This is a genomic window from Schleiferilactobacillus harbinensis DSM 16991, from assembly GCF_000425885.1.
Taxonomy (GTDB): Bacteria; Bacillota; Bacilli; order Lactobacillales; family Lactobacillaceae; genus Schleiferilactobacillus; species Schleiferilactobacillus harbinensis.
Genome location: NZ_AUEH01000047.1, coordinates 1 through 22,816, shown reverse-complemented (window position 1 = coordinate 22,816; position 22,816 = coordinate 1). Strand labels below are relative to the sequence as shown.

The window sequence follows — 22,816 nt, the reverse complement described above, 5'->3', positions numbered from 1 at the left end:
TTCACCCAAGCAACCACCTGAGAGGAACTAATCCCGAAATGGGCAGCCACGGATACCACACCCTCACCACTGGTTTGGTAATAGTCTACCACAGCCAACTTCTGTTCCAGAGAGTAAACAGTCTTCGTATGTTTCCGCTTAAGAGATTCTAGTCCATGGGCTCGAGCCTGTTCAACCCATTCCCGGATTACTCTCGTTGCCGGGATACTGTATTTCGTGCAAAGTGCACTATATGATACACGCCCTGAAAGATACTCCTGCACAACTTGTAACTTTAATTCACTAGAATATTTGGTCATAAAAATGCCCCACAATCGTTAGAGTATCTGTCTAACAATTATGGGGCACTTCACATCGCAGGATGCCTTTTTCAATACCAGTAATTAAATTACTTGCTTGAGCTAGAAGCCGAAGAACTCGTTGTGCTGCTGGCACTGGAGCTCGACGTGCTGCTGGAGCTGGACGTCGCAGAGCTGTCATCGCTGCTTGATTCAGCCGCAGATGAGCTCGTTGCCGTCGACTTGCTGGATGAACTGTTCAGGTAGCCGGACAGAATATCCTTCAAGTCCTTATCCTTGATATCAATATTGGCCTTTTGCAATACCTTGGACATAACCCCTTGCATGACCGTAGAATCTTGCATCCACTTGTCATAGATCTGGGTCTTCAAGGTCTTGGTGTGGTCAGACATCTTACCCTTGCCCGGGTTCTTATCGGACATGATGATGTGGTAACCATATTGGGTCTTGACCGGTGTCTTAGTGTATTCACCCTGCTTCAAAGCAAAAGCGGCTTTCTTGAAGGTGGCATCGTAAGACGTATCGGAGCTGTCAAACGGGGTCAGCTTCCCGCCATTGGCCTTGGAGCCGGTATCGGTAGAATACTTCTTGGCCAAAGCGGCGAAGTTCTTACCGTTGTCCTTCTCCAATTGACTAATGATATCCTTGGCCGTTTTCTCGTCCTTGACCAGGATATGAGAAACGGTGATCTTCGGTTCATAAGACTTCCATTGCGTCTTCAAATCGGCGGTGGTGACCGGCTTCAGGGCTTCCAGAGCCTTGCGGGTCAGGAGGTTGGTCTTGATGTTGGTCTTAAACTGAGAAGGCGTCAAACCATTTTGGGCCAGTGCTTGGGAGAACTGGGCACCATATTGGGTCTTGACGGAATTATATTGCTTGGTGACAGTCTTGTCGGACACGGTCTTACCGTATTGTTCCTCCAAGGCTTTTTCCCAGATCAGCGTCTGTAGGGTTGTTTTGCCCGAGCTGGAGTCTTTCATGGCCTCGTAGTATTGCTCTTGAGTAATTTTGCCGCCCTTCATTGATACAACGGTCTTATTACCGGCGGAGCAGCCTGCTGCGAGCAGCATGACAACGACTGCGCTGAGCGCGATGGCCCATTTGCCAGACTTTTTAAACATTAAATACACATCCATTCAACTAAAGATTGTACCCATTGCGGGTAATCAGAACAACGTCAAATATACCACACCTGAAATGGCATTGAAAATTTCGGGCGGGGGTTTCTTAAAGTTTTACAAATTCGGCATAGAATCGCCACAGTTATGATTTATTTGTGACTTTTTGATCAGTGAAACCGGCTGCGTCGGCTTGCAAAGTCGTCAGGGTCTCGTTGATTTGATTCAGCCGTGGCTGGGCTTGGAATTGGAAATCTGCAATATCCCGCTCAACCTGTTTCTGCACGGTGGGCACCGTCGTCTGCAACTGGGTCAGCAAATGCCCCAGGGCGGTCTGTAATTTGCCGGCACTCGCGCTGACGTCTTGGACTGCACCGGTCACGTCGTCCAGATAGGCGGCCGTATCCCGCTGGCGGTCGGCGCCGGTTTTTTTAGCCGTAAGGAGAGCGACTGCCGTACCGACAATGGCTCCGAGCACAAGGCCGTGACGAAATTTAGGCATGGGGCGCCTCCTGCAAGTTTTCTTTGATGGTCAAAGCAATTTTGGTCAGCGCTGCTGTATCATACATATCGCTGTGATTGCCGAAATGAATATTGAAATCATCCTGATCGGAATAGCGGGGAATCAAGTGGATATGCACATGATGCACACTTTGATAAGCCACTTCGCCGTTGTTGTTGATGATGTTCATACCCTTGATGCCGCTGTTGGCCGCTTTGATGGCGTTGGCCAGCATCGGTACGTAGGAAAAAAGCCGGGCCGCGGTCGCGGCGGGCAGATGGAAAATATCTTCGATGTGGTCCTTGGGTACAAGCAGGGTATGACCCGGGGTGGTTTGGGAAATATCCAAAAAGGCTTTGACGTGATCGTCTTCAAAAACCGTCACACTGGGGATTTCCCCCCGGATGATCTTGCAAAAAATACAGTTCTCGTCTAACATTTTGAACCTCCTGACGGCCGCCGTTTCGTGGCGGCCAACTTTCTGCTATCATGATACCATAACACCATGCGGCGGGCGGGCTAGCCTGCTGTTTTCCAGCGAACGAAAGGAAGCGTTGATTCATTGCTTAATGTTGATCAGTTAACGGGCGGGTATGCCCATGTACCGGTGCTCCATGACGTCACGTTCAGCGTGCCGGACGGGACGATAGCCGGGTTGATCGGGCTGAACGGGGCGGGTAAATCCACCACCATCAAGCACGTCATCGGTCTGCTCACGCCCACGAAGGGGACCATCACGGTGAACGGCTTGACGATCCAGCAGGACGCCACTGCCTATCACCAGCAAATTGCCTATGTCCCGGAGACCCCGGTGCTGTACCCGGAACTCACTTTAAAGGAACACATCGATCTAACGATCAGTGCGTACGGTCTGCCGGTCAAAGAAACGTGGGAAAAGGCCGATCGGCTGCTGAAAATGTTCCGTTTGGATAATAAGCTGGATTGGTTCCCGAGCAATTTTTCCAAAGGGATGCGCCAAAAGGTGATGATCGTGACCGCCTTCATGACGGAGGCCAAGCTGTTCATCATTGATGAACCGTTCACCGGGCTGGATCCGTTGGCTGTTCATGATCTGTTAACGATCGTGCAGGAACGCAAAGCGGCGGGGGCGTCGATTTTAATGTCGACCCATATTTTGGCCACCGCCCAGCAATACGCGGACACGTTTATTCTGCTGAATAATGGGCGGGTCCGCTCTCAGGGATCGCTGGATCAATTGAAGCAGGAATTCGGCATGAGCGACGCCAACTTGGACGATATTTATCTGGCGATGACAAAGGAGCCGGCGGCCTCATGAAGACTCTGTGGCACCAACGCCAACAGCGGCATTTGACCCAGCAACTGAAGTATTTGCGGCTGGTGTTCAACGATCACTTTATGATTGCCCTGATCTTTCTCTTCGGGGCCTTAGGGGTCAGTTATGCCAATGCGCTCAAGGGGATCACCACGCTGTGGTGGGGCAAACCGGTATTGATTTTGGCCTTCTGGGCCTTGTTGCAGGTCGGTCAGTTTGCCAGCCTGATTTTTGAGGCGGATTCGGTCTTCCTTCAGCCCCGGGAAGCGGACATGCGAGAGTATTTGCGGGGGGCTTGGCGTTACAGTCTGCCGGTCCCGCTGACGGCGCTGCTCTTTGTTGGCCTGCTGGCGTTTCCCTTCGCTGTTCGCGGGGCAGGGGTGACGACGCTGCAGTGGGCGGCCTTCCTGCTCATCCTGGTGCTCCTGAAAAGCACCGACCTGGTGCGGCAGGGACTGGGCCTGTTGATGGATCAGCAGACGGCCGCACGCGGCCGCTTCTGGCTTGCCCAGGGAATCAGCGTACTGAGTCTGGCGCTCAGTGTCTATGGGCCGAGTTGGCTGGCCATCGTCGCCATACTCGCGGCCATCGGCTGGTACATGTGGCTGACCACGACGTTCCAGCGGGTGATTCGCCGCAGCCGGATCGACTGGCTGGTGGCCATTGGCCGGGAAGAACGGCGCCAATTCAGGATCTATCGGTTCTACAACCTGTTCACCGATGTGCCTGGCCTGACCAGCAGTGCGAAGCGGCGCAAGTATCTGGATGTGTTCATTCCCCGACTGACTTTGACCCCGCCGCATACGTTCACGTATTTATATGTCCGCGGCTTTTTGCGGGGCAGCGAGTATCTGGGACTGTTCCTGCGGCTCACCATCATTGGGGCGATCGCCCTGTACTTTATTCCCACATGGTGGGCGGCCGCGCTGGTAGCGGCACTGTTTATCTACTTGATCGGCTTTCAGCTGCTGCCGTTTGCCGGCCAGTACAGCAATAACGTGATGACTTTCCTGTACCCCGTGCCGCCAGCGAGTCAGCAGCATTCGTTTGCCCGGTTATTGACGGTTCTGCTGCTGCTGGCTTGGGTGATTTTCGTCATCCCCATGGTCTGGCAGCTGGGCTTTTCTTTGCTCACACTGGCCGCAGCCGCGATCGCGCTGGCCGTGACCTTAGCGTTTATTTATCTCTATGCACCGCGGCGGATCGCCAAGATGCAGTAATTTTTAGAAAGTAGGAATTCTTTTTGCGGTTACGAAATAAACCCTGGGCGAAGGAACTGATCGATGCCCATCCGGAACTCATTCAAGTGCAACCGGAGCACGTCGCCGACCAGTTTGCTCAGAAACAGCCGGTACGGCTGGAAATCGGCACTGGCAAGGGTCAATTTATCTTTAAAATGGCCCAGCTGCACCCGGAGATCAATTTTCTTGCCTTGGAGATGCAGCATTCCGCCCTGGCAGTGCTTTTGAAAGCCCAGGTCGACGCGCAGCTGCCGAATTTGCAGCTGGTGGTGGCCAATGCCGAGAACTTGCAGGCCCTGTTTGCCGGGTGGCACTTCAGTGAAATTTATTTGAATTTCTCTGACCCGTGGCCCAAAACGCGGCACGAAAAAAGACGGCTGACATACTCCAGCTTTCTCACCCAATACCAGCAGTTGCTCGTGCCGGATGGGGTGGTGCAGTTGAAGACGGACAACCGTCATTTCTTCGAATATTCGCTGATCAGTATGAATCAGTTTGGGATGCAGTTTCAGCAATTGAGTCTGGATCTGCATCACGATGACACAACCTGGGCGGCGGCGAATGTGCCGACGGAATACGAGGATAAGTTCAGCGCCAAGGGCCAGCCTATTTATGGCGTCCGGGCGGTGTTCCATCAGGCTAAGGGATAAATATCCAGCAGCTGGCCGGTCGGGACGTCCATGATAAATTCGTACTGCCGCAACTGCCCGTTTTCTTGGCGGGTGATGCCGCCATAGTTTACATCGGTGGTGCGGCCGTTTTTACCAGTGTAGGGATGGGCTTGGGATTCGATCCAGGACCCTTGAATGGGTCCTTCCTGCAGGAACAGATCCTTCACTTGCTGCAGCCGGTGATCCAATAAGTGCTGGGCGCTGCGTTGGTGCCAATACATTTCTACGGCGCCGGTGAATAGTCCGGTAAGGGCGCCAGCGGCGAAATAGACCCAAGGACGGGGTGACTTGGCCATAATCGTAACCTGCTTTCTTTTTTGAAGTATACGGCTCCCATTATATGATGGATGGCCAGCTTTGCCAACGCCGCAGCCGGTGGTTTACTTTTTTGACCTGTTCACTTATAATTAGTAAGTAAGAAAGCGAAAGGAGCGTGGAGGAATGAAGTCATTGGCTGAAATGGACGATGCTCAGCTGCAAGACGTGACGGCCCAGGGTAAGCACATGCTATTCTTCGATGCCGCGTGGTGCGGGGATTGCCGCTTTATCAAGCCGCAGATGCCCGCCATTGAGAAGGAATACAGCGATTGGCAGTTTGTTGAAATTGACCGGGACAAGTTTTTGGATCTGGCCAAGGATATGGACGTGTTCGGTATTCCCAGTTTCATCGCGGTGAAAGACGGCAAAGAGCTCGGCCGGTTCGTGAACAAGGACCGGAAGACCAAGAAGCAGATCGAGGCATTTATCGACAACTTACCGGCCTAATGCTAAACTTAGGTGAACTTAAATCGGTAAGGAGCAAAAAGCCTTGTTAATTACAGCATTCAATCACCGTCTGGACGTGCTCTTCGCAGTGGTCGCCCAGGATAGCGAGTTTACAGAGACCAGTGAGCGCCGGGGAAATGTCACCGTGATCCGGGACGCCAAAAGCGGCGCACTGGTGGGGATGAATTTCTTCCACCCGGCGGACATTCTCGGCAGCGACGTGCTCCATGATGGGCAAGTCAAGCTGGGTGAAGCCGATGTGGCCAAGCTGAATACAGCGCTGGCTAATGCCGGTTTTGCCGAGCGGCTGACCGCCGACCCCAAGCCTTACTTGGTGGTCGGGTTCGTTAAGGAATTGAAGAAGCACCCCAATTCCGATCATTTAAAGATTGCCCAAGTCGATGTCGGCGAAGAAAAGCCGCGCCAAATCGTGGTGGGGTCGCCTAACGTCGCTGAAGGCCAGAAGGTCGTCGCGGCTTTGCCCGGTGCTTTCATGCCCAGCGGCAAGATCATTTGGCCCGGCGAACTGCGCGGTGTGCCGTCCTACGGTATGCTGTGTGCGCCGCGGGAGTTGGCTTTGCCCAATGCCCCGCAAAAACCGGGCTTGCTGATTTTGCCGGCGGACGCGCCCGTGGGCGCCGCTTTTATTCCGGCGAACTTTAAGCTCACCTATTAATTTTTGATCAGCAGCAGGGGTCAAGTCCTGAGGGATTTGGCATCTGCTGTTTTTTGTGTCTGGGGATTCTGCTACAATCAGATGCAGAGAAGAAAGAGGAGATTTGACTATGGCGCATTACGATGGTCCGGCGTTTTACCGGCGGACGCCGGCTCAAGAACCGAAAAAACGGACGACGCCAACTGCCCCAACCGTCCGGCCGCGTACGGCGCACCGGCCAGTGCCGCGGCAGCACCCGGCGGCAGCCGCGCCCAGTCCGGCACCGGATGATTTGACGGCGGATTATATCCCAATCAGTAATCTGCATCCGTTTATTTATTCTGACCACAAGGCGGATCCGACGATGGTGGCCGCGTTTGACAAGACACCTGGTCAAGTGTTCTTATTTGCGGATCCGAATGATGACGTTGAGGAACCAATCGAACCGGCGCCGCCAGAGAAGACAGCGGCAGACGGCCCAGCGGCCGCGGGCGAAGAAAAACCGATGCCCGAACGCGAGGCGTCAGCAGAATCTGACATGCCGGACGAGACACCGGCGCCTGCAGAAACTCCGCAACCGCAACCGGCAGAATCGCCGGGCAGCGCTGCTGATGAAACACGATCTGCGCACAGAGAAGCAGATGATGCAGCTGAATCCATCCGTTCGTCAGATCCTCAGGAAATTGAGGACAGCAGAGAATCGGATACTGAAGAAACAGCGGCCGATGACGATTCAGTGCTCGGTGCCTTTCATATGCCCGATGACCTATTGAAGAAGGCTCTAGGTCCGCAGCAACCGGCCGCGGCAGAACCGGCGGCCCCGGCAACACCCAAGCCCGCAGCGGCAGCCATGGCCCCAACTGGTCCGGCGCCAACTGCGGCCACTGCCCATTTGCCTGCTGACAGCGGCAAAACGACGGATTATACTGGTTATCGGCTGCCCAGTACCGATTTGCTGCGGCCGGTCCAGGATGTTGATTCGACTAAAGATGATGAATGGGTGGCCAATCAAACTGGTCAGCTGAACGCGACATTGAAAGCTTTCCATGTGGACGGCAGTGTTGTCCATCAAACAGTCGGCCCAACGGTGACCCAGTTTGAGATCCAACTGGCGCCGGGGGTTAAGGTGTCCAAAATCACCGCGCTCATTGATGATTTGAAACTGGCGCTGGCCGCTCAAGAGATTCGGATCGAAGCCCCGATTCCGGGCAAGCGCACGGTGGGGATCGAGATTCCCAACGCTAAGCCGCGCTCCGTCGCGTTGAAAGAGATCGTTGATTCCACGGCCTTCGCCCAATCCCTGTCGCCATTGACGGTGGCTTTGGGCATCGACCTGTTCGGCCGGCCGGTGGTGGCGGATCTGCGCAAGATGCCCCACGGTTTGATCGCCGGTTCTACCGGCAGCGGCAAGTCCGTGTTCATCAACGGGATTTTACTGTCGCTGCTGCTGAAAGCCACGCCGGATCAATTGCAACTGCTGCTGATCGACCCTAAGGCAGTGGAATTAGCGCCATACAACAACTTGCCCCATCTGCTGGCGCCGGTCATTTCTGACCCGGAAGAAGCTGTGGCGGCCTTGGATTGGGTCGTCGAACGGATGGAGCAGCGCTATACCCAGCTGGTGGCAGCCGGTGTGCGGAACATTGAAGAGTTCAATCAGCGGGCCAAAGCGCAGCGTGAACCAGAGATGCAAATGCCCTATATTGTCGTCGTCATTGATGAATTAGCTGATTTGATGATGACCACTGCCAATGCTGTCCAAGACAGTATCGCCCGGCTGACCCAGAAGGCGCGGGCGGCGGGGATCCACCTGCTGATTGCCACTCAGCGGCCGAGTGTGGATGTTTTAACCGGCGTGATCAAGAACAACATTCCCACTCGGATCGCTTTCATGGTGTCCAGTCAAGTCGACTCCCGCACTATTCTGGATGCCCAGGGTGCCGATCGGCTGCTGGGAAAGGGCGACATGCTCTATCGGGCGAACGGCTCCAATCATCCCCTGCGCTTGCAGGGCGCTTATGTCACCGGCGACGAGATCGACCGGGTGACGGCGGCCATCACCGCGCAAGCTCAGGCGGATTACGTATTCACCAACCAGGATTTGCAAAAAGCGGCGACGGTGACTGAAGAGGAAGACCCCCTGTGGGACCAAGTGCTGGATTATGTCCAGCATGAGGACACCATTTCCACCAGTAAATTGCAGCGGCTGTTTTCTGTCGGTTACAATCGGGCCGCTAATATCATCGATCATCTGGAGGCCAAGAACTTGGTTTCTGGTCCCCGGGGATCCAAACCCCGCAAGGTCTTTTACCGGGGGGATGCGGACACTGCCGCAACCGCGCATCAACAAGACGAAGAGAAGGAATGACATACATGACGAAGTATTATTTCATCGGTATCAAGGGTTCAGGGATGAGCGCGCTGGCGCTGATCTTGCATGACTTAGGCAACGATGTTTCGGGTTCCGATATTGATCAGTATACATTCACCCAGAAGCCGCTGACGGCCGCGGGCATTCCCATGTATCCGTTTGACCCGGCGAATCTCCAAGAGGGCATGACGGTTATCCGGGGTAATGCCTTCCGGGACGACAATCCCGAGATTCAGCAGGCAAAGAAAATGGGCCTGACCATGTACCGTTACAATGAATTCCTCGGTGAATTCATGAAGCCCTACACCAGCATCGGCATCAGCGGCACCCACGGCAAGACCAGCACCACTGGTTTGCTGGCCCACACCCTGTCCGGGGTGGCCAAGACCAGCTATCTGATTGGTGACGGCACCGGTAAAGGCGTACCCGGGGCCCGCTTCTTCGTTTATGAAGCCGATGAATATGAACGCCACTTCGTTTCGTATCATCCCGACTACGCGGTGATCACCAACATCGATTATGATCACCCGGATTACTATAAGGACATTGATGACGTGGTATCCGCCTTCCAGCAAGAGGCCAACCAAACCAAGAAGGCCATCTTTGCTTGGGGCGACGATCCCCATGTCCATGAATTGAAGACGGATGTCCCGATTTACTTCTATGGCTTGAAAGATACTGATGATTTCCAAGCCGTCAATGTGGTCCGCACCACCAAAGGGTCCAGCTTTGACGTGCTGTTCCACAAGCAGCCGATCGGCCATTACGCGGTTTCCTTGTTTGGCGAGCATAGTATTTTGAACAGTCTGGCGGTCGTCGGTGTCGCCCATTTGGAAAAGATGGATCCGGCCAAGGTTGCCCAAGAGCTGGTTTCCTTTGACGGCGTGAAGCGCCGCTTTGCCGAAACAGACTACGGCACCACGAAGGTCATTGATGACTATGCCCATCATCCCAACGAGATTCGCGCCACATTGGACGCGGCTCGGCAAAAGTTCCCAGACCGCAAGATCGTCGCGGTTTTCCAACCCCATACGTATACCCGGACCAAGGCCTTGATGCCTGGCTTCGTCAAGAGTTTGAGCCAAGCTGACGCGGTTTATGTCTTCCCGATTTTCGGCTCCGTCCGGGAATCCCACGGGAATGTATCCAGTGCCGATTTGGCCGCCAAGATTCCCCAGGGCGCTACAGTCTTGGAGAATGGTGATATCACGCCGCTGCTCAAAGAAAAGGGCAATGTGCTGGTGTTCATGGGGGCCGGCGACATCCAGAAGTACGAAAAAGTCTTCACGGATGCGCTGCAAGCCGACAAATAATTGAATTGCTGCCTGGATGACCGTTGGAACGCGTGTTTCAACGGTTTTCTTTTGTTACAATATAGAGAAGAAAGAGCGTCAGAAAGGAGTTTTCAAACGTGCCGACAACCAAGAAATTACTGCTGGTGGATGGGAACAGTGTGGCCTTCCGGGCCTTCTTTGCCATGCACAGCGCGCTGGACTCATTTATCAACCGCGACGGCTTGCATACCAACGCGATCTTCGCGTTCAAACGCATGCTGGACAATATCCTGGAGCAGGTTGATCCTACCAATGTGCTGGTGGCCTTCGATGCTGGAAAAGTGACCTTCCGGACGAAAAAATTCGAGGAATATAAAGGCACCCGGGCCAAGATGCCTGGCGAACTGGCTGAACAGCTGCCGTTCCTGCACAAGCTGCTGGACGCGTATGGTATCAAGTGGTACGAGCTGAAGAATTACGAGGCCGATGACATTATCGGCACGATGGCCCAGGAAGGTGCCAAGGCGGGGATGGCGGTCACTGTACTCTCCGGCGATCGGGACCTGACGCAGTTGGCCAGCGACCAGATTACGGTCCAGGTCACGCTGAAGGGCGTCACTGAGCTGGAAGCTTATACGCCAGCACACTTCCAAGAGAAGCTGGGCATCACGCCCAAGCAGCTGATTGACGTCAAGGCGTTGATGGGGGACAATTCCGACAATTATCCCGGTGTCACCAAGGTGGGCGAAAAGACTGCGTTGAAACTGATTCAGGAATACGGCTCAGTGGAAAATCTTTATGCCCATGTGGCCGATATGAAAAAGTCCAAAATGAAAGAAAACCTGATCAACGACAAGGATATGGCCTTCCTCAGCAAAGACTTGGCGACGATTCGGACGGATGCCCCAATCACCTTGGGGTTGGCGGATACGGTTTATCCGGGCCCAGACAACCAAGCCTTGCTGGCGTTGTATCAAGAACTGGACTTCAACTCCTTTATCAAGGATCTTGCCCCTCAAGAGGACGATGACGCGCCAGTGCAAAAGGACTTGCCCGTAACGGCATTAACGGCCGCCAACTTGCCGCAAGCACTGGCGGGGGATGCGCCCAAGACTTTCATGATCGAAATGCTGGGGGATAATTACCACACCGAGCCGGTCATTGCGGTGGGGCTGGGCACTCCGGACCAGTGGTATGTGGCCACTCAGGACGCGATTTTGCGCGAACCGGCATTGCAAACTTGGCTGGCTGATGCGCAAAAAGTAAAATATGTGTTTGACGCCAAACGGAATTACGTCGCTGCTCATCGCTTCGGGGCAACGATCAACGGCATCGACTTTGACATGCTGCTGGTGTCTTACTTGCTGAATACGGTGGATAACAGTAATGACCTTGGCTCGGTCGCAGCTCAGCACGGGTATACCGGTGTGGAAACTGATGCCGCGGTTTACGGCACAGGCAAGAAACGCCAAGTACCTGACGACCAGGCTGTGTTCATCCAGCACATTGCCCATAAACTGGCCTGTGTTTATAATTTGCAGCCGCAACTGGTTAAGGACTTGCAGGCCCATGAACAGTACACACTGTACACTGATCTGGAACGGCCCTTGGCCATCGTGCTGGCAAATATGGAGATCGCCGGGATCAAGGTCCTCCCGGACACATTAAAGGCCATGGGCGTGTCGCTCAAGGAACGTTTGCAGGACTTAGAGAATCAGATCTACACCGAAGCCGGTCATGAATTCAACATTAATTCGACAAAACAGCTGGGCACTGTCTTGTTTGACGAAATGAAATTGCCGCCGATCAAAAAAACGAAGACTGGTTATTCGACGTCCGTAGCGGTTCTGGAGAAGCTTCAGGATGAATCGCCGATCATTCAGATGATTTTGAGCTATCGCCAGCTGGCCAAGATCCAATCCACGTATGTGGAAGGCTTGCTCAGTCAGATCCATCCTGACGGCAAGATTCATACCCGCTACATTCAGACGCTGACCCAAACCGGCCGGCTATCTTCGCAAGATCCCAACTTGCAAAATATTCCCATGCATCAGGATGAGGGCAAGCAGATTCGTAAGGCCTTTGTGCCCAGCCATCCGGGTTGGCAGATCTTTGACTCCGACTATTCCCAGGTGGAGCTGCGGGTGCTGGCCCATGTATCCGGTGATCGGAACATGCAGGAAGCGTTCAAGGAAAATCGGGATATCCACGCTAACACGGCGATGAAAATTTTCCATCTGACCGACCCGAGCCAGGTCACCGATAACATGCGGCGTCAGGCTAAAGCCACGAACTTTGGTATCGTCTATGGTATTTCAGACTATGGGTTGTCCCAAAACATCGGGATTCCCCGGGAACAGGCTAAGGCGTTCATTGACGCCTATTTCGAACAGTATCCCCAAGTCAAAGACTGGACGGAGCAGATCGTGAAGACCGCTCGGGAACAAGGCTATGTGGAAACGATTATGCACCGCCGCCGCTATCTGCCGGACATTAATGCCAAAAACCGTAATTTGCGCCAGTTTGCGGAACGCACGGCGATGAACACGCCGATCCAGGGCAGCGCCGCCGATATTATCAAAGTAGCGATGATCAATATGGCCCAAGCCTTGAAAGATCAGCATTTGCAAGCCACCATGCTGCTGCAAGTGCATGATGAACTGCTCTTTGAAGCACCGCGGGAAGAAATCCCAATTCTGGAGAAGCTCGTGCCGTCAATCATGGATTCGGCAGTAAAATTAGCAGTACCGCTGAAAGTGGACAGCAGTTTCGGCGATACCTGGTATGATGTGAAGTAACTGAACAGAAAGGGGTCTGGGACACAATGCCAGAATTACCGGAGGTGGAAACGGTCCGCCGCGGTTTGGCGGACACGGTGATCGGCCGAACGGTGCGCTCCGTCAGCAGCGACTGGCCAAAAATTGTCGGCGGCGATTTAGCCGCCTTTCAAGCCGCCGTCACTGGCCGCACGATCACCGGCGTTGATCGCCGGGGCAAGTATTTGCTTTTCCGCTTCAGCGGCGACTGGACGATGGTTTCCCACTTGCGGATGGAGGGTAAATATGCTTACGGCGCCGCCAATGCGCCCAAGGAACGCTTTACCCATGTGATTTTCACTTTCACTGACGGCAGTCAGCTCCGTTACCGCGACATGCGGAAGTTCGGCCGAATGACGCTGGTACCCACCGGCGCCGAAAATCAGGTCCACGGCCTGCGGGACTTGGGACCGGAACCGTTCAGCCCAGAGTTCACCGTGAATTATCTGAAACAGGCGCTGGCCAAGCGCCACGCGGCGATCAAGGGTATTTTGCTGAATCAGACCGTTGTGGCAGGATTAGGCAATATCTATGCGGATGAAGTGCTGTGGCTGACCCGGATCCATCCGCTGACACCGGCGGACGAGATCTCCGCAGTGAAGATCCGCCGCCTGCATGACGCGATCATTGCCGAATTGCAGCAGGCCATCGCCGCCCACGGGACGACCGTCCATTCCTTTGTGGGCGCGGATGGACAAACAGGGGATTTTCAAAACGCCCTGCACGTCTATGACCGGGAAGGACAACCCTGTGAACGCTGTGGTACAATGATCGTCAAAATTCGAGTGGCTGGCCGGGGGACACATTTCTGTCCCCATTGCCAAAAGCTTCCGCAAAAGAAGGCAGATTAACCATGAGTTACGTGCTTGGCCTCACGGGCAGCATCGCGACCGGGAAGAGCACGGTGGCCCAGATTTTCAAAGAGTGGGGCTATCCCGTCGTGGACGCGGATGCCATTGCCCACGCAGTCGTGGCGCCCGGAAGCGAAGGCTTGGCCCGCATCAAAGAAACCTTTGGTGCCGGTGTCCTCAATCCAGACGGCAGTTTGAACCGGCATACCCTGGGGCAGATCGTGTTTCACGACCCAGCCCAGCGGCACAAATTAGATCAGCTGAACGGCGGTTTGATTCGGGCAGCGATTCAGGCCGAATTGGACCGGTACCGGGCTGCGGAAGCACCGCTGATCGTCTTGGATATTCCCTTGCTTTACGAGGGCGGTCATTATCTTGCAATGGTGGACGGCGTATTGGTGGCTTATGTACCGGCGGCCCTGGAGAAGGCTCGGCTGATGGAGCGGGACGGGCTGTCGGCGGCGGACGCTGATGCCCGCATCGCTGCCCAGCTGCCGATTGAAGAAAAACGCGCCCGGGCCGATTTTGTCACTGACAATACCGGTCCCTTGGCGGCCCTCTATCCCCAAGTGCAGCAGATCCTGGCCCAAATCGGTATTACCCACACGTTAAGAAATGAGGAATGACTATGCTTTGTCCCCGCTGTCACCACAATAGTTCGCGGGTTATTGATTCTCGACCGGCTGATGGCAACCGGGCGATTCGCCGCCGGCGGGAATGCGAAAACTGCGGTTATCGGTTCACGACCTTTGAACGCGTCGAGCAGACCCCGCTGCTGGTCATCAAAAAGAACGGCACCCGGGAAGAGTTCAACCGGGAAAAGGTACTGAAGGGCGTGATTCGCGCGGCGGAGAAGCGGCCCGTGACCATGGAACAAATGACCGCCCTCGTGGACGCGGTGGAACGCCAATTGCGGGAAACCGGCGAAAACGAAGTATCTTCTAAGGATATTGGGGAAGCTGTGATGACCCGCCTGTCGAACATCGACGACGTGGCCTATATTCGTTTCGCCAGTGTCTATCGGCAGTTCAAGGATATGAATGTGTTCATGAAAGAATTACAGGAAATGATGCAGCGGGGCAACCACCATCCGAATCCGGATACTCCGCCGAAGAAAGCGGAGAAGGGGAATAAAAAATGAACGGCCAAGTCGCCAATATCGGCAGCCTGTCGCCTCAAGATGGTTTCCTTGTGACGTCAGCGGACTATCTGAGCGCGTATTCAGAAGAACTGCTGACGTATCTTTATCAACCGCTCACCGGCGCGGTGGGCTTTGCGCTATACCATATTCTGCAAACTTTGGTGCACAGTACTAGTCAGCCCATGGTTCTGTCGGATCGCCTGCCCCACAATTGGCTGATCACCATGCTGGGGGAAGATTTAACGACTTTCTTTGTCGCCCGCAGCAAGCTGGAGGCTTTGGATTTGGTACAGTCATACCGCAAAACCGACCAGATCGGGACATATTACGTGTATGAACTGCACGCTCCATTGCCGCCTCAGGAGTTTTTCCACGAACCGCTGCTCACCGAGTTTTTGCGGGAACAGGTCGGGGATCATCGTTTAGAGCAGATCCGCCAGCATTTTAAAAAGCAAAGTTTTGACCGGACGGGGTACACGAATGTGAGTCAGGATTTCACGACCGTGTTTTCGTCGGAAGTCGAATCGCTGCTCGCGAAGGGGCAAACGCCCGCGGCCCGCACGACTCAGGCGGCGACTAGTGCGCGGCCGCGTTACAGCGCAGCCCAATTGGCTAGCTTTGACTGGGACTTGCTGGCCCAGCAATTAATGCCCGCCCAGATCAACCGCGACCAGTTGGAGGAGAATGCCCAGCTTATTTTCACCCTGCATGATTTCTATAAAATTGACGAAATCGGCATGGCGCAGCTGATTGAAGCCAGCAAAAACATCATGACCAATAGGCTTGAACCGCAGCGCCTGCGGACCATGGCCCGCAAGCAGTATTTGACCCAAGGGGCGCCAGTACCCGCGGTGGATGCTCCGACCAAACCGCGCACCCCGCCAACAGAGGCGGAGGTATTGGATGCAGCGCAGCGGCTTGCGCCAGCAGATTTCCTGCAGTGGCAGCACCAGCGTCTCGGCACGATTATCGGTAAATTTGAGCCGCAGACGGTGATGTCTTTGACCCAGCGCCACGCATTGCCGGATAGTGTGGTGAACGTGCTGATCCATTACTTGGTAACGAATTATCAAATCGTTAATCAAAATTCAATGGATCGCACGGCCAACGATTGGCTGTCCAATCATATCGATACGCCGGAAAAGGCTTTTGCCCATATCCGTGAATTCTTGCAGAGAAATAACACCTCAGCGCCTGGCCGCAGTAACTACCGTCGGGGCACAGTAACGCCGAAAACGAAACAACCGGCCTGGGCCGATCCGAATTATCAGCCGCCCGCCGCCAAACCAACTGATCAAAGCACACAAGCTAAGCTGGCCGCCGAAATGGCCAAGCTGCGCAAAAATAGAGAAGAACGCACGAAGGGAGGGACCCGCTCATGAAAAATGTCGGTCAAGATATGGCCCACTATCTGAATCAGGATCAGCGCCGGAAAAAGTATGCGGACATCATTCGCCGGGTGAAGAATGATCCCGATGTCCGCGCGTTCTTTCAACAAAATCAAGGAAAACTAGATCCGGATGCGGTCAACAAAGGCATGGCCAAGCTGTATGAATTTTTCAACGAAAAAGAAAAAATTGCTAATCATGAAGAAACCTTTGCGCCAGGTTATTATCCGCGTCTGATCGTGAACAATCATTTGATTGACGTGACCTATGAACCGCAGCCTGAAAAGGTCGCTGCCGACGCAGCGGCGGCAAAGGCGGCCTTGGTCGATGCGGCCCACATGCCCAAAGACTTCAAAGACGCCCGGCTGGACGCGCTGGATACTGCCGGACGGGAAGAAGCGCTGGGGGCGGCCCTCACATTTGTGAATAACTATGTCGCGTCGCCGAAAAAATATCATCAGGGATTCTACCTTACAGGCAGCTACGGGGTGGGGAAGACGTATCTGTTAGGCGGCATGGCCAATGAATTGGCCGATTACCGCATTCCCACGCTGATCCTGCATGTGCCGACCTTCTCTGTGGAAATGCGCGACGCCATCAGCGATAACAGTGTACTGGATCGCATCCGTAAGATCGAAGCTGTGCCCATTCTGGTTTTCGATGATATCGGCGGGGAGACGCCCAGTCCGTGGTTCCGGGATGATGTATTGGGTGTTATTTTGCAGTATCGCATGCAGGAACGATTGGCTACTTTTTTTAGTTCGAATTTAAGTATGGCTAATCTCCAGGAGTTCATGGCGACCGGGCGCAACGGCCAGGATGATTCATTGAAGTCGAATCGGATCATGGCCCGAATCAAATTCTTAGCGCGGGAGATCCAAGTCAACGGACCAGATCGGCGGGCGCAATTGGCTAACTCACAGAAATGAAAACAAATTGACATCACCCCTTGTTTTTTTGAAAACCAAGAGGTTATAATGAAGTCAATTTGAAACTGCATGAGAGATGTTACGCGAATCCGTTCCAGAGAGTCCGGTCCTAGGCTGTAAGCCGGACAATGGGTTGCCTACCAGTTTCTTGATTCCATGCAATCGGCTAGTCCCGTTATCGACTGTTCAAGCGGAATGTATTTTTACATTCAATACGGGTGGAACCGCGCAGTTAAGCGTCCCAGTGAGTGAATCACTGGGACTTTTTTTATATATTTGAGGAGGAGAATTATTATGGCAGCAATTACGTTAACGTTCCCAGATGGCGCCAAGAAGCAAGTTGAGGCCGGGACCACAGCGCTGGAGATTGCCAAGGGCATCAGCAACTCGTTGGCTAAAAACGCCGTCGCCGCAACTTTGAACGGCACTGCCGTGGATCTGACGGCACCGTTGAAGCAAGATGGCAAAATCGCCATTGTGACCAAGAAAGATGACTTAGGTTTGGCCGTCCTGCGCAATACCGGTGCTTTCCTGCTGGCGGCGGCAGTCCACAAGAGCTTCCCGAGCTATCACTTAGGCGAAGGCAAGGCTCAAGAAGACGGGTTCTTCTACGATACCGATAACCCGGCCGATGGCGAGAACCAGATTGCCGTCACTGATTTGCCGGCTTTGGAGAAAGAAATGAAGGCCGCTGTCAAAGACGACGACAAGATCGAACGGGTGCTGATGGACAAGGAAGAATTGGCCAAGCACTTTGCTGACGATCCGTACAAAGAGGCTCTGGTCAAGGCTCAAGCCGGCGTCCAAGTTCCGGTTTACAAACTGGGCGATTTCCTGGACTTTGGCTACGGTCCATTGCTGCCGGATACGAAACTCTTGAAGCACTTCTCCCTGCTGAGTGTTGCTGGCGCGTACTGGCAAGGCAAGTCCTCTAACCCGATGCTGCAGCGGATCTATGGCACGGCATTCTTCAGTGCGGAAGAACTGGAAGCCGATGCCAAGCGGCGGGAAGACATTAAGGAACGGGATCACCGGACGATTGGCCGGGAACTGGACCTGTTCTTCGTTGATCCGTCCGTTGGGGCCGGCTTAGCTTACTGGATGCCTAAGGGAGCCACGATTCGCCGGACCATTGAGCGCTACATCATCGACAAGGAAATTGCTAACGGCTACGAGCATGTCTATACGCCAATTCTGGCCAACCTGGATCTGTACAAACAATCCGGTCACTGGGATCACTACAAGCAGGATATGTTCCCGCCGATGGATATGGGCGATGGTGAAATGCTGGAATTACGGCCGATGAATTGCCCGTCCCATATTCAAATCTACAAGCACCATATCCGCAGCTATCGGGAATTGCCGATCCGCATCGCTGAATTGGGTATGATGCACCGGTACGAAAAGTCCGGCGCCTTGTCCGGTCTGCAACGGGTTCGGGAAATGACCTTGAACGACGGTCACACCTTCGTCGCTCCGGACCAGATTCAAGACGAATTCAAGAAGATCCTGACTTTGATGATGGATGTCTATGCGGACTTCGATATCACCGACTACAGCTTCCGCTTGAGCTATCGGGATCCTCAAAACACCGCCAAGTACTTCGATGACGATGCCATGTGGAATAAGTCCCAAGCAATGCTGAAGGGCGCCATGGATGACCTGGGCCTGGATTACTACGAGGCTGAGGGCGAAGCAGCTTTCTACGGTCCTAAGCTGGATGTCCAGACGAAGACGGCCTTGGGCAATGATGAGACCTTGTCCACTATTCAGTTGGACTTCATGATGCCAGAGAAGTTCCACTTGACCTACATCGGTGACGACGGCGAAGAGCACCGGCCGGTCATGATTCACCGGGGTGTCATCTCCACCATGGAACGGTTCATTGCCTACCTGACTGAAATCTATAAGGGGGCCTTCCCAACTTGGCTGTCCCCGATTCAATGCGAGATCATCCCGGTCAACAACGAACTGCATCTGGACTACGCGTTGGAAATTAAGAAGCGTTTGCTCCAAGAGGGTGTCCGGGTTGAGGTCGATGACCGGAATGAAAAGATGGGCTACAAGATTCGTGAATCCCAGACCCAGAAGATTCCATATACTTTGGTTGTCGGTGATCAAGAAAAGAAGGATTCCAGCGTATCAGTGCGGAAGTATGGGCACGATAAGGCCGAATCCCAAGATTTGGAGATGTTCATCGATGCCATTGTTGCCGACATCAAGAACTATTCCCGGACCGGCGAGGCTCAGAATTCCAAGGTCTTGTCCGCACTTGACAAGCAGTAAGCCAATCGGTATACTGGTTGAGTTGAGAAAATACAAGTAGAGACACCCGTCTCTCGCCCATGTTTATAAACCTCTGGGCTTTACGAAAATCGGTAATTTCTGATCGACGGGTGCATTGTGCACTCGTCGTTTTGTGTTTTCTTTAGAAATAATTATGGAGAGGTGAATTACCATAGCAAAAGATTTGATGGTAAACGATGGCATTCGCGCCCGCGAGGTCCGTCTGATCGATCAGAATGGCGACCAATTGGGCGTTAAGTCCAAACGTGATGCTCTGGATCTGGCTGAACAAGCCGGTCTGGACGTTGTTCTAGTGGCCCCGGGAGCGAAGCCGCCCGTTGCCCGTATCATGGACTACGGGAAGTACCGCTTCGAACTGCAGAAGAAAGATCGCGAAGCACGGAAGAAGCAAAAGACCATCAACATCAAAGAAGTGCGCTTATCGCCGACGATTGAAACCAATGATTTCAATACCAAGCTGAATAACGCGCGCAAGTTCTTGAGCAAAGGCGCCAAGGTCAAAGCTTCTGTTCGGTTCCGTGGGCGGGCAATTACCCATAAGGATATTGGTCAGAACGTACTGAACGAGTTAGCCAAGCAAACGGCGGACATTGCCACGGTCGAGACCCGGCCAAAGATGGACGGCCGCTTCATGTTCCTGATGCTGGCTCCGAAAGCAGACCAAGACGCCACCAAGTAATGCCTTTTAATTCAGCCAATCCGCTGGATTGAATGAATTGAAACTAGTATATTAGGAGGATCATTCAAATGCCAAAGTTCAAAACACATCGTGCATCTGCCAAGCGTTTCAAGAAGACCGCTTCTGGTGCGTTGAAGCGGGGCCACGCTTACACGTCTCACCGGTTCCACGGTAAAACAGTGAAGCAGCGTCGGCAATTGCGGAAATCTGCTCTGGTATCCAGCAGCGACATGAAGCGGATCAAACCGATGCTTTCCCAGATGAAGTAATTAGCACCACCACTGGTTTAACGAAGAACAAGGAGGAACTACAAAATGGCACGTGTTAAAGGCGGCAATGTAGCGCGTAAACGGCGCAAAAAGGTATTAAAGCTGGCGAAGGGTTACGTCGGCGCGAAGCATTTACTGTTCAAAGCAGCAAATGCTCAGGTAATGAACTCGTATCGTTATGCTTTCCGTGATCGGCGGCAAGTGAAGCGCGATTTCCGTAAGCTTTGGATCGCGCGGATCAATGCGGCAGCACGGATGAACGACATGAGCTACAGCCAATTGATGCATGGTTTGAAGGTTGCTAACGTGACGATCAACCGGAAGATGCTGGCTGATCTGGCGGTAGCCGACCCAACCGGTTTTACGGCTTTGGTTGATACGGCTAAGAAAGCCATTGCTTAAGTAAACATTTGATGTGCGGGGGACCGGTGCCTATTTTTGGCACGGGCCTTTTTTTTCGATTTTGAGTGTAGGGAGGCACGGGTGTGCAGCAGCCAAGGAAGCGGCGCTGGTTATGGTGGGGGGCGTTATTCATCATTGCTGCAGGCATTACGATTGTCTGTCTCAGTACGGCCCTCTCGCCCCAACCGCACCAGCAGAAGTTATCGAAAGTTGAAAGGCAAGCGAATGATGTGCCGACTGTTTTTGTACCCGGGTGGCATTCCACCAGTTATTCTACGCAGCTGATTACGGACGATATTGTTTCCTTAGGCGTGACCAACGTGATTACCACGGTCCGGGTAACGCCCCAGGGCAAATTTATTTTTGTTGGCCCAAAAATTGACGCCAACTCGCGCCAGCTGATCCGGATCGTTTTTGAAAACAATCGGGCTGGGGAAGTGCAGTACGCGAAATGGCTGCATCAGCTGCTGGCCTATCTATATACCCAGGACCGCCTGCGCAAGGTGAACCTGGTTGGCCATTCCATGGGCGCCTATGCCTCGACGCTGTATACGTTCCAGCACGGGGCCGGCGCCGGTTTACCAGCGGTGAATAAATTGGTGACTTTGGCCGGCCCGTTCAACGGCATCATTGGCCGCCAGCCGGTCTCGGAGTTTTTCCACCCCAATGACGGGACCACATGGACCGACCAGCCGCACCAGAATCACTTGGAGGCTGATGGGCGGCCGGCAATCGTGCATCCTGAATATGCACGGTTGGAACAATACGCGCCGCAGGTGCCGAAGACGTTGCGGATGTTGAATATTTACGGTGACTTGGGGGACGGCAGCCAGTCGGATGGGGTGGTGACTGTCCCATCGGCTACCAGTATTGGGTATTTGGTGAAGAACCGCATCGCCGTTTTCCATCAAGTCCGGGTAATTGGGCCTAATGCGCAGCATTCGGCACTGCATGAGCATAATTGGCAGGTGACCCAGAACGTGGTGAAGTTTTTGTGGCCGGCGTTTGGCGACCGGGCGACGCAAATTGGCCGGTAGACCGGTTAAATTGACAACAACCCAATTTCTTGGTATCATTGACTTGTGTCGATATTCGGGGGTGTTACGGATTCGACATGCGTAGGTGAGTGTGAGTTGCATTCCGCAGGAGACGCCTGCGTCATCACCGTCACAGTTAAATATAACTGCAAAAAACCAAAATTCTTACGCATTAGCTGCCTAACAACAGCTTTCTAGCGTGATCCATCATCGCTGTTACCCGGGCGGTGGTCATGGGTCTCAAAAAATAACCGGGTTACGATTCAGCGCCCCACCTGAGTGCTGAATAAGAGATCATCAGGCATGTCTGTCAGTGCTAGCCCTGATCAACGGCGTTTCGGGCAGACGAGAAAACAAGTAGCTGGTCTATGAATGTAGAGACTTGCATGGCAATGCGTATGGACACGGGTTCAACTCCCGTCACCTCCATAATTAAAACAGCCGCGGCTGTCCTGAACAATCAGGATTGCCGCGGCTGTTTTATTGTTGCTCTGCTTTAATGAATATAGACAGTGATCACCGTCACCAGACCAAAAATCACCCCGGGCAGATTGGAAATAATCAATGGCCAGTCTCGGTATGTTTTGAACGTAAGCGGTCGTTGACATAGGTATCGTGACCCGGTGCAGGCCTCCTTGTAAACTTGGTTTATCAAGTAAACAAGGAGGCCTTTCATGGTTCAAATCAAAGATATCGTGCCGATCCAGGTGACCGACCGGTCGCCGAAGCCGCTGGTCAAACCGCAGGTTGCGGCACGAGTGAAGCTCAAGGACGCCGAGGTCGTGTTTTACACCGGTGTTGACCGGG

The 22,816-nt window shown here is 53.6% G+C and carries 23 protein-coding genes, 1 other RNA gene and 1 pseudogene; 19 read left to right on the top strand and 6 right to left on the bottom strand.

The features are described 5' to 3' along the window. The 4 genes from H627_RS20945 to H627_RS0112660 form a co-directional block, all read right to left on the bottom strand. Positions 1-299 (bottom strand): helix-turn-helix domain-containing protein (locus H627_RS20945; protein ID WP_155827939.1); only part of this gene is annotated, 299 nt, incomplete at its 3' end. 89 nt (positions 300-388) lie between these two features. Beyond that, a complete protein-coding gene (locus H627_RS0112670) occupies positions 389-1,420 on the bottom strand; it encodes a peptidylprolyl isomerase PrsA (RefSeq protein WP_027829248.1) in 1,032 nt (343 codons plus the stop codon). A 142-nt stretch (positions 1,421-1,562) separates the two neighbouring features. After that, a complete protein-coding gene (locus tag H627_RS18315; RefSeq protein ID WP_051225424.1) occupies positions 1,563-1,919 on the bottom strand; it encodes a YtxH domain-containing protein in 357 nt (118 codons plus the stop codon). Then, on the bottom strand, positions 1,912-2,358 hold the full coding sequence (locus H627_RS0112660; RefSeq protein WP_027829247.1) for an HIT family protein: 447 nt from the start codon (positions 2,356-2,358) through the stop codon (positions 1,912-1,914). Before H627_RS0112660 ends, H627_RS18315 begins: the two co-directional genes overlap by 8 nt. A gap of 123 nt (positions 2,359-2,481) precedes the next feature. On the opposite strand from H627_RS0112660, the gene H627_RS0112655 reads away from it, so the two are divergent. Genes H627_RS0112655 through trmB form a run of 3 tightly spaced genes read left to right on the top strand, consistent with a single transcriptional unit; the run spans position 2,482 to position 5,104 of the window. After that, positions 2,482-3,216 (top strand): ABC transporter ATP-binding protein, encoded by a 735-nt coding sequence (locus H627_RS0112655; protein ID WP_027829246.1) that lies wholly within the window; start codon positions 2,482-2,484, stop codon positions 3,214-3,216. Then, the gene (locus H627_RS0112650; RefSeq protein ID WP_027829245.1) at positions 3,213-4,433 is read left to right on the top strand and encodes an ABC transporter permease; all 1,221 of its coding nucleotides are present in this window, start codon (positions 3,213-3,215) and stop codon (positions 4,431-4,433) included. The genes H627_RS0112655 and H627_RS0112650 overlap by 4 nt, the downstream gene beginning before the upstream one ends. Before the next feature lie 23 nt (positions 4,434-4,456). Beyond that, positions 4,457-5,104, top strand: coding sequence for a tRNA (guanosine(46)-N7)-methyltransferase TrmB (gene trmB / locus H627_RS0112645; protein WP_027829244.1), 648 nt, complete (start codon positions 4,457-4,459; stop codon positions 5,102-5,104). On the opposite strand, the gene H627_RS0112640 is transcribed toward trmB, so the two are convergent. Further along, complete coding sequence (locus tag H627_RS0112640; protein WP_027829243.1) at positions 5,089-5,421, bottom strand: hypothetical protein; 333 nt, start codon at positions 5,419-5,421, stop codon at positions 5,089-5,091. The two genes, trmB and H627_RS0112640, sit on opposite strands and share 16 nt — an antisense overlap. A gap of 145 nt (positions 5,422-5,566) precedes the next feature. On the opposite strand from H627_RS0112640, the gene H627_RS0112635 reads away from it, so the two are divergent. From H627_RS0112635 to ssrA, 16 genes are all read left to right on the top strand, one after another. Then, positions 5,567-5,890: a thioredoxin family protein gene (locus H627_RS0112635; RefSeq protein WP_035441009.1), complete on the top strand. Its 324-nt coding sequence runs from the start codon at positions 5,567-5,569 to the stop codon at positions 5,888-5,890. A 43-nt stretch (positions 5,891-5,933) separates the two neighbouring features. After that, on the top strand, positions 5,934-6,566 hold the full coding sequence (ytpR, locus tag H627_RS0112630; RefSeq protein WP_035441007.1) for a YtpR family tRNA-binding protein: 633 nt from the start codon (positions 5,934-5,936) through the stop codon (positions 6,564-6,566). 109 nt (positions 6,567-6,675) lie between these two features. After that, on the top strand, positions 6,676-8,913 hold the full coding sequence (locus H627_RS0112625) for a DNA translocase FtsK (RefSeq protein WP_027829240.1): 2,238 nt from the start codon (positions 6,676-6,678) through the stop codon (positions 8,911-8,913). Further along, complete coding sequence (gene murC, locus H627_RS0112620; RefSeq protein WP_027829239.1) at positions 8,910-10,229, top strand: UDP-N-acetylmuramate--L-alanine ligase; 1,320 nt, start codon at positions 8,910-8,912, stop codon at positions 10,227-10,229. Before H627_RS0112625 ends, murC begins: the two co-directional genes overlap by 4 nt. 98 nt (positions 10,230-10,327) lie before the next feature. Beyond that, on the top strand, positions 10,328-12,988 hold the full coding sequence (gene polA / locus H627_RS0112615; RefSeq protein ID WP_027829238.1) for a DNA polymerase I: 2,661 nt from the start codon (positions 10,328-10,330) through the stop codon (positions 12,986-12,988). A gap of 26 nt (positions 12,989-13,014) precedes the next feature. Next, on the top strand, positions 13,015-13,857 hold the full coding sequence (mutM, locus tag H627_RS0112610; protein WP_027829237.1) for a bifunctional DNA-formamidopyrimidine glycosylase/DNA-(apurinic or apyrimidinic site) lyase: 843 nt from the start codon (positions 13,015-13,017) through the stop codon (positions 13,855-13,857). Positions 13,858-13,859: 2 nt separating this feature from the next. After that, positions 13,860-14,483: a dephospho-CoA kinase gene (gene coaE, locus H627_RS0112605; RefSeq protein ID WP_027829236.1), complete on the top strand. Its 624-nt coding sequence runs from the start codon at positions 13,860-13,862 to the stop codon at positions 14,481-14,483. Positions 14,484-14,485: 2 nt separating this feature from the next. Further along, positions 14,486-14,998, top strand: coding sequence for a transcriptional regulator NrdR (gene nrdR, locus H627_RS0112600; RefSeq protein WP_027829235.1), 513 nt, complete (start codon positions 14,486-14,488; stop codon positions 14,996-14,998). Then, positions 14,995-16,380, top strand: coding sequence for a DnaD domain protein (locus H627_RS0112595; protein ID WP_027829234.1), 1,386 nt, complete (start codon positions 14,995-14,997; stop codon positions 16,378-16,380). Before nrdR ends, H627_RS0112595 begins: the two co-directional genes overlap by 4 nt. Next, positions 16,377-17,315 carry a primosomal protein DnaI gene (dnaI, locus tag H627_RS0112590; RefSeq protein ID WP_027829233.1) on the top strand — a complete coding sequence of 313 codons (939 nt, stop codon included), beginning with the start codon at positions 16,377-16,379 and terminating at the stop codon, positions 17,313-17,315. Before H627_RS0112595 ends, dnaI begins: the two co-directional genes overlap by 4 nt. A 294-nt stretch (positions 17,316-17,609) precedes the next feature. Next, positions 17,610-19,601, top strand: coding sequence for a threonine--tRNA ligase (gene thrS / locus H627_RS0112585; protein WP_027829232.1), 1,992 nt, complete (start codon positions 17,610-17,612; stop codon positions 19,599-19,601). A gap of 166 nt (positions 19,602-19,767) precedes the next feature. Next, on the top strand, positions 19,768-20,301 hold the full coding sequence (gene infC, locus H627_RS0112580) for a translation initiation factor IF-3 (RefSeq protein ID WP_027829231.1): 534 nt from the start codon (positions 19,768-19,770) through the stop codon (positions 20,299-20,301). A gap of 68 nt (positions 20,302-20,369) precedes the next feature. Further along, positions 20,370-20,570, top strand: a complete 201-nt coding sequence (gene rpmI, locus H627_RS0112575; RefSeq protein ID WP_027829230.1) for a 50S ribosomal protein L35 — start codon at positions 20,370-20,372, stop codon at positions 20,568-20,570. Between the two features lie 45 nt (positions 20,571-20,615). Then, entirely contained in the window at positions 20,616-20,972 is a 357-nt protein-coding gene (gene rplT, locus H627_RS0112570; protein ID WP_027829229.1) for a 50S ribosomal protein L20, read from the top strand. Positions 20,973-21,055: 83 nt separating this feature from the next. Then, complete coding sequence (locus tag H627_RS18310; RefSeq protein WP_051225423.1) at positions 21,056-22,009, top strand: alpha/beta hydrolase; 954 nt, start codon at positions 21,056-21,058, stop codon at positions 22,007-22,009. A gap of 57 nt (positions 22,010-22,066) precedes the next feature. Next, positions 22,067-22,441, top strand: a transfer-messenger RNA (tmRNA) gene (gene ssrA, locus H627_RS19795). Positions 22,442-22,505: 64 nt separating this feature from the next. On the opposite strand, the pseudogene H627_RS21010 reads toward ssrA, so the two are convergent. Then, a pseudogene (locus H627_RS21010) lies at positions 22,506-22,595 on the bottom strand (SemiSWEET family transporter); the annotation flags it as partial. Positions 22,596-22,816: the final 221 nt, after the last annotated feature.

Coding starts and splice junctions, on each gene's coding strand:
- coaE (WP_027829236.1), top strand. CDS start 13,860: ATGAGTTACGTGCTTGGCCTCACGGGCAGCATCGCGACCGGGAAGAGC.
- H627_RS0112650 (WP_027829245.1), top strand. CDS start 3,213: ATGAAGACTCTGTGGCACCAACGCCAACAGCGGCATTTGACCCAGCAA.
- rpmI (WP_027829230.1), top strand. CDS start 20,370: ATGCCAAAGTTCAAAACACATCGTGCATCTGCCAAGCGTTTCAAGAAG.
- H627_RS0112625 (WP_027829240.1), top strand. CDS start 6,676: ATGGCGCATTACGATGGTCCGGCGTTTTACCGGCGGACGCCGGCTCAA.
- H627_RS0112635 (WP_035441009.1), top strand. CDS start 5,567: ATGAAGTCATTGGCTGAAATGGACGATGCTCAGCTGCAAGACGTGACG.
- H627_RS18315 (WP_051225424.1), bottom strand. CDS start 1,919: ATGCCTAAATTTCGTCACGGCCTTGTGCTCGGAGCCATTGTCGGTACG.
- nrdR (WP_027829235.1), top strand. CDS start 14,486: ATGCTTTGTCCCCGCTGTCACCACAATAGTTCGCGGGTTATTGATTCT.
- rplT (WP_027829229.1), top strand. CDS start 20,616: ATGGCACGTGTTAAAGGCGGCAATGTAGCGCGTAAACGGCGCAAAAAG.
- H627_RS0112640 (WP_027829243.1), bottom strand. CDS start 5,421: ATGGCCAAGTCACCCCGTCCTTGGGTCTATTTCGCCGCTGGCGCCCTT.
- thrS (WP_027829232.1), top strand. CDS start 17,610: ATGGCAGCAATTACGTTAACGTTCCCAGATGGCGCCAAGAAGCAAGTT.
- H627_RS0112670 (WP_027829248.1), bottom strand. CDS start 1,420: ATGTTTAAAAAGTCTGGCAAATGGGCCATCGCGCTCAGCGCAGTCGTT.
- mutM (WP_027829237.1), top strand. CDS start 13,015: ATGCCAGAATTACCGGAGGTGGAAACGGTCCGCCGCGGTTTGGCGGAC.
- H627_RS0112660 (WP_027829247.1), bottom strand. CDS start 2,358: ATGTTAGACGAGAACTGTATTTTTTGCAAGATCATCCGGGGGGAAATC.
- H627_RS0112595 (WP_027829234.1), top strand. CDS start 14,995: ATGAACGGCCAAGTCGCCAATATCGGCAGCCTGTCGCCTCAAGATGGT.
- murC (WP_027829239.1), top strand. CDS start 8,910: ATGACATACATGACGAAGTATTATTTCATCGGTATCAAGGGTTCAGGG.
- dnaI (WP_027829233.1), top strand. CDS start 16,377: ATGAAAAATGTCGGTCAAGATATGGCCCACTATCTGAATCAGGATCAG.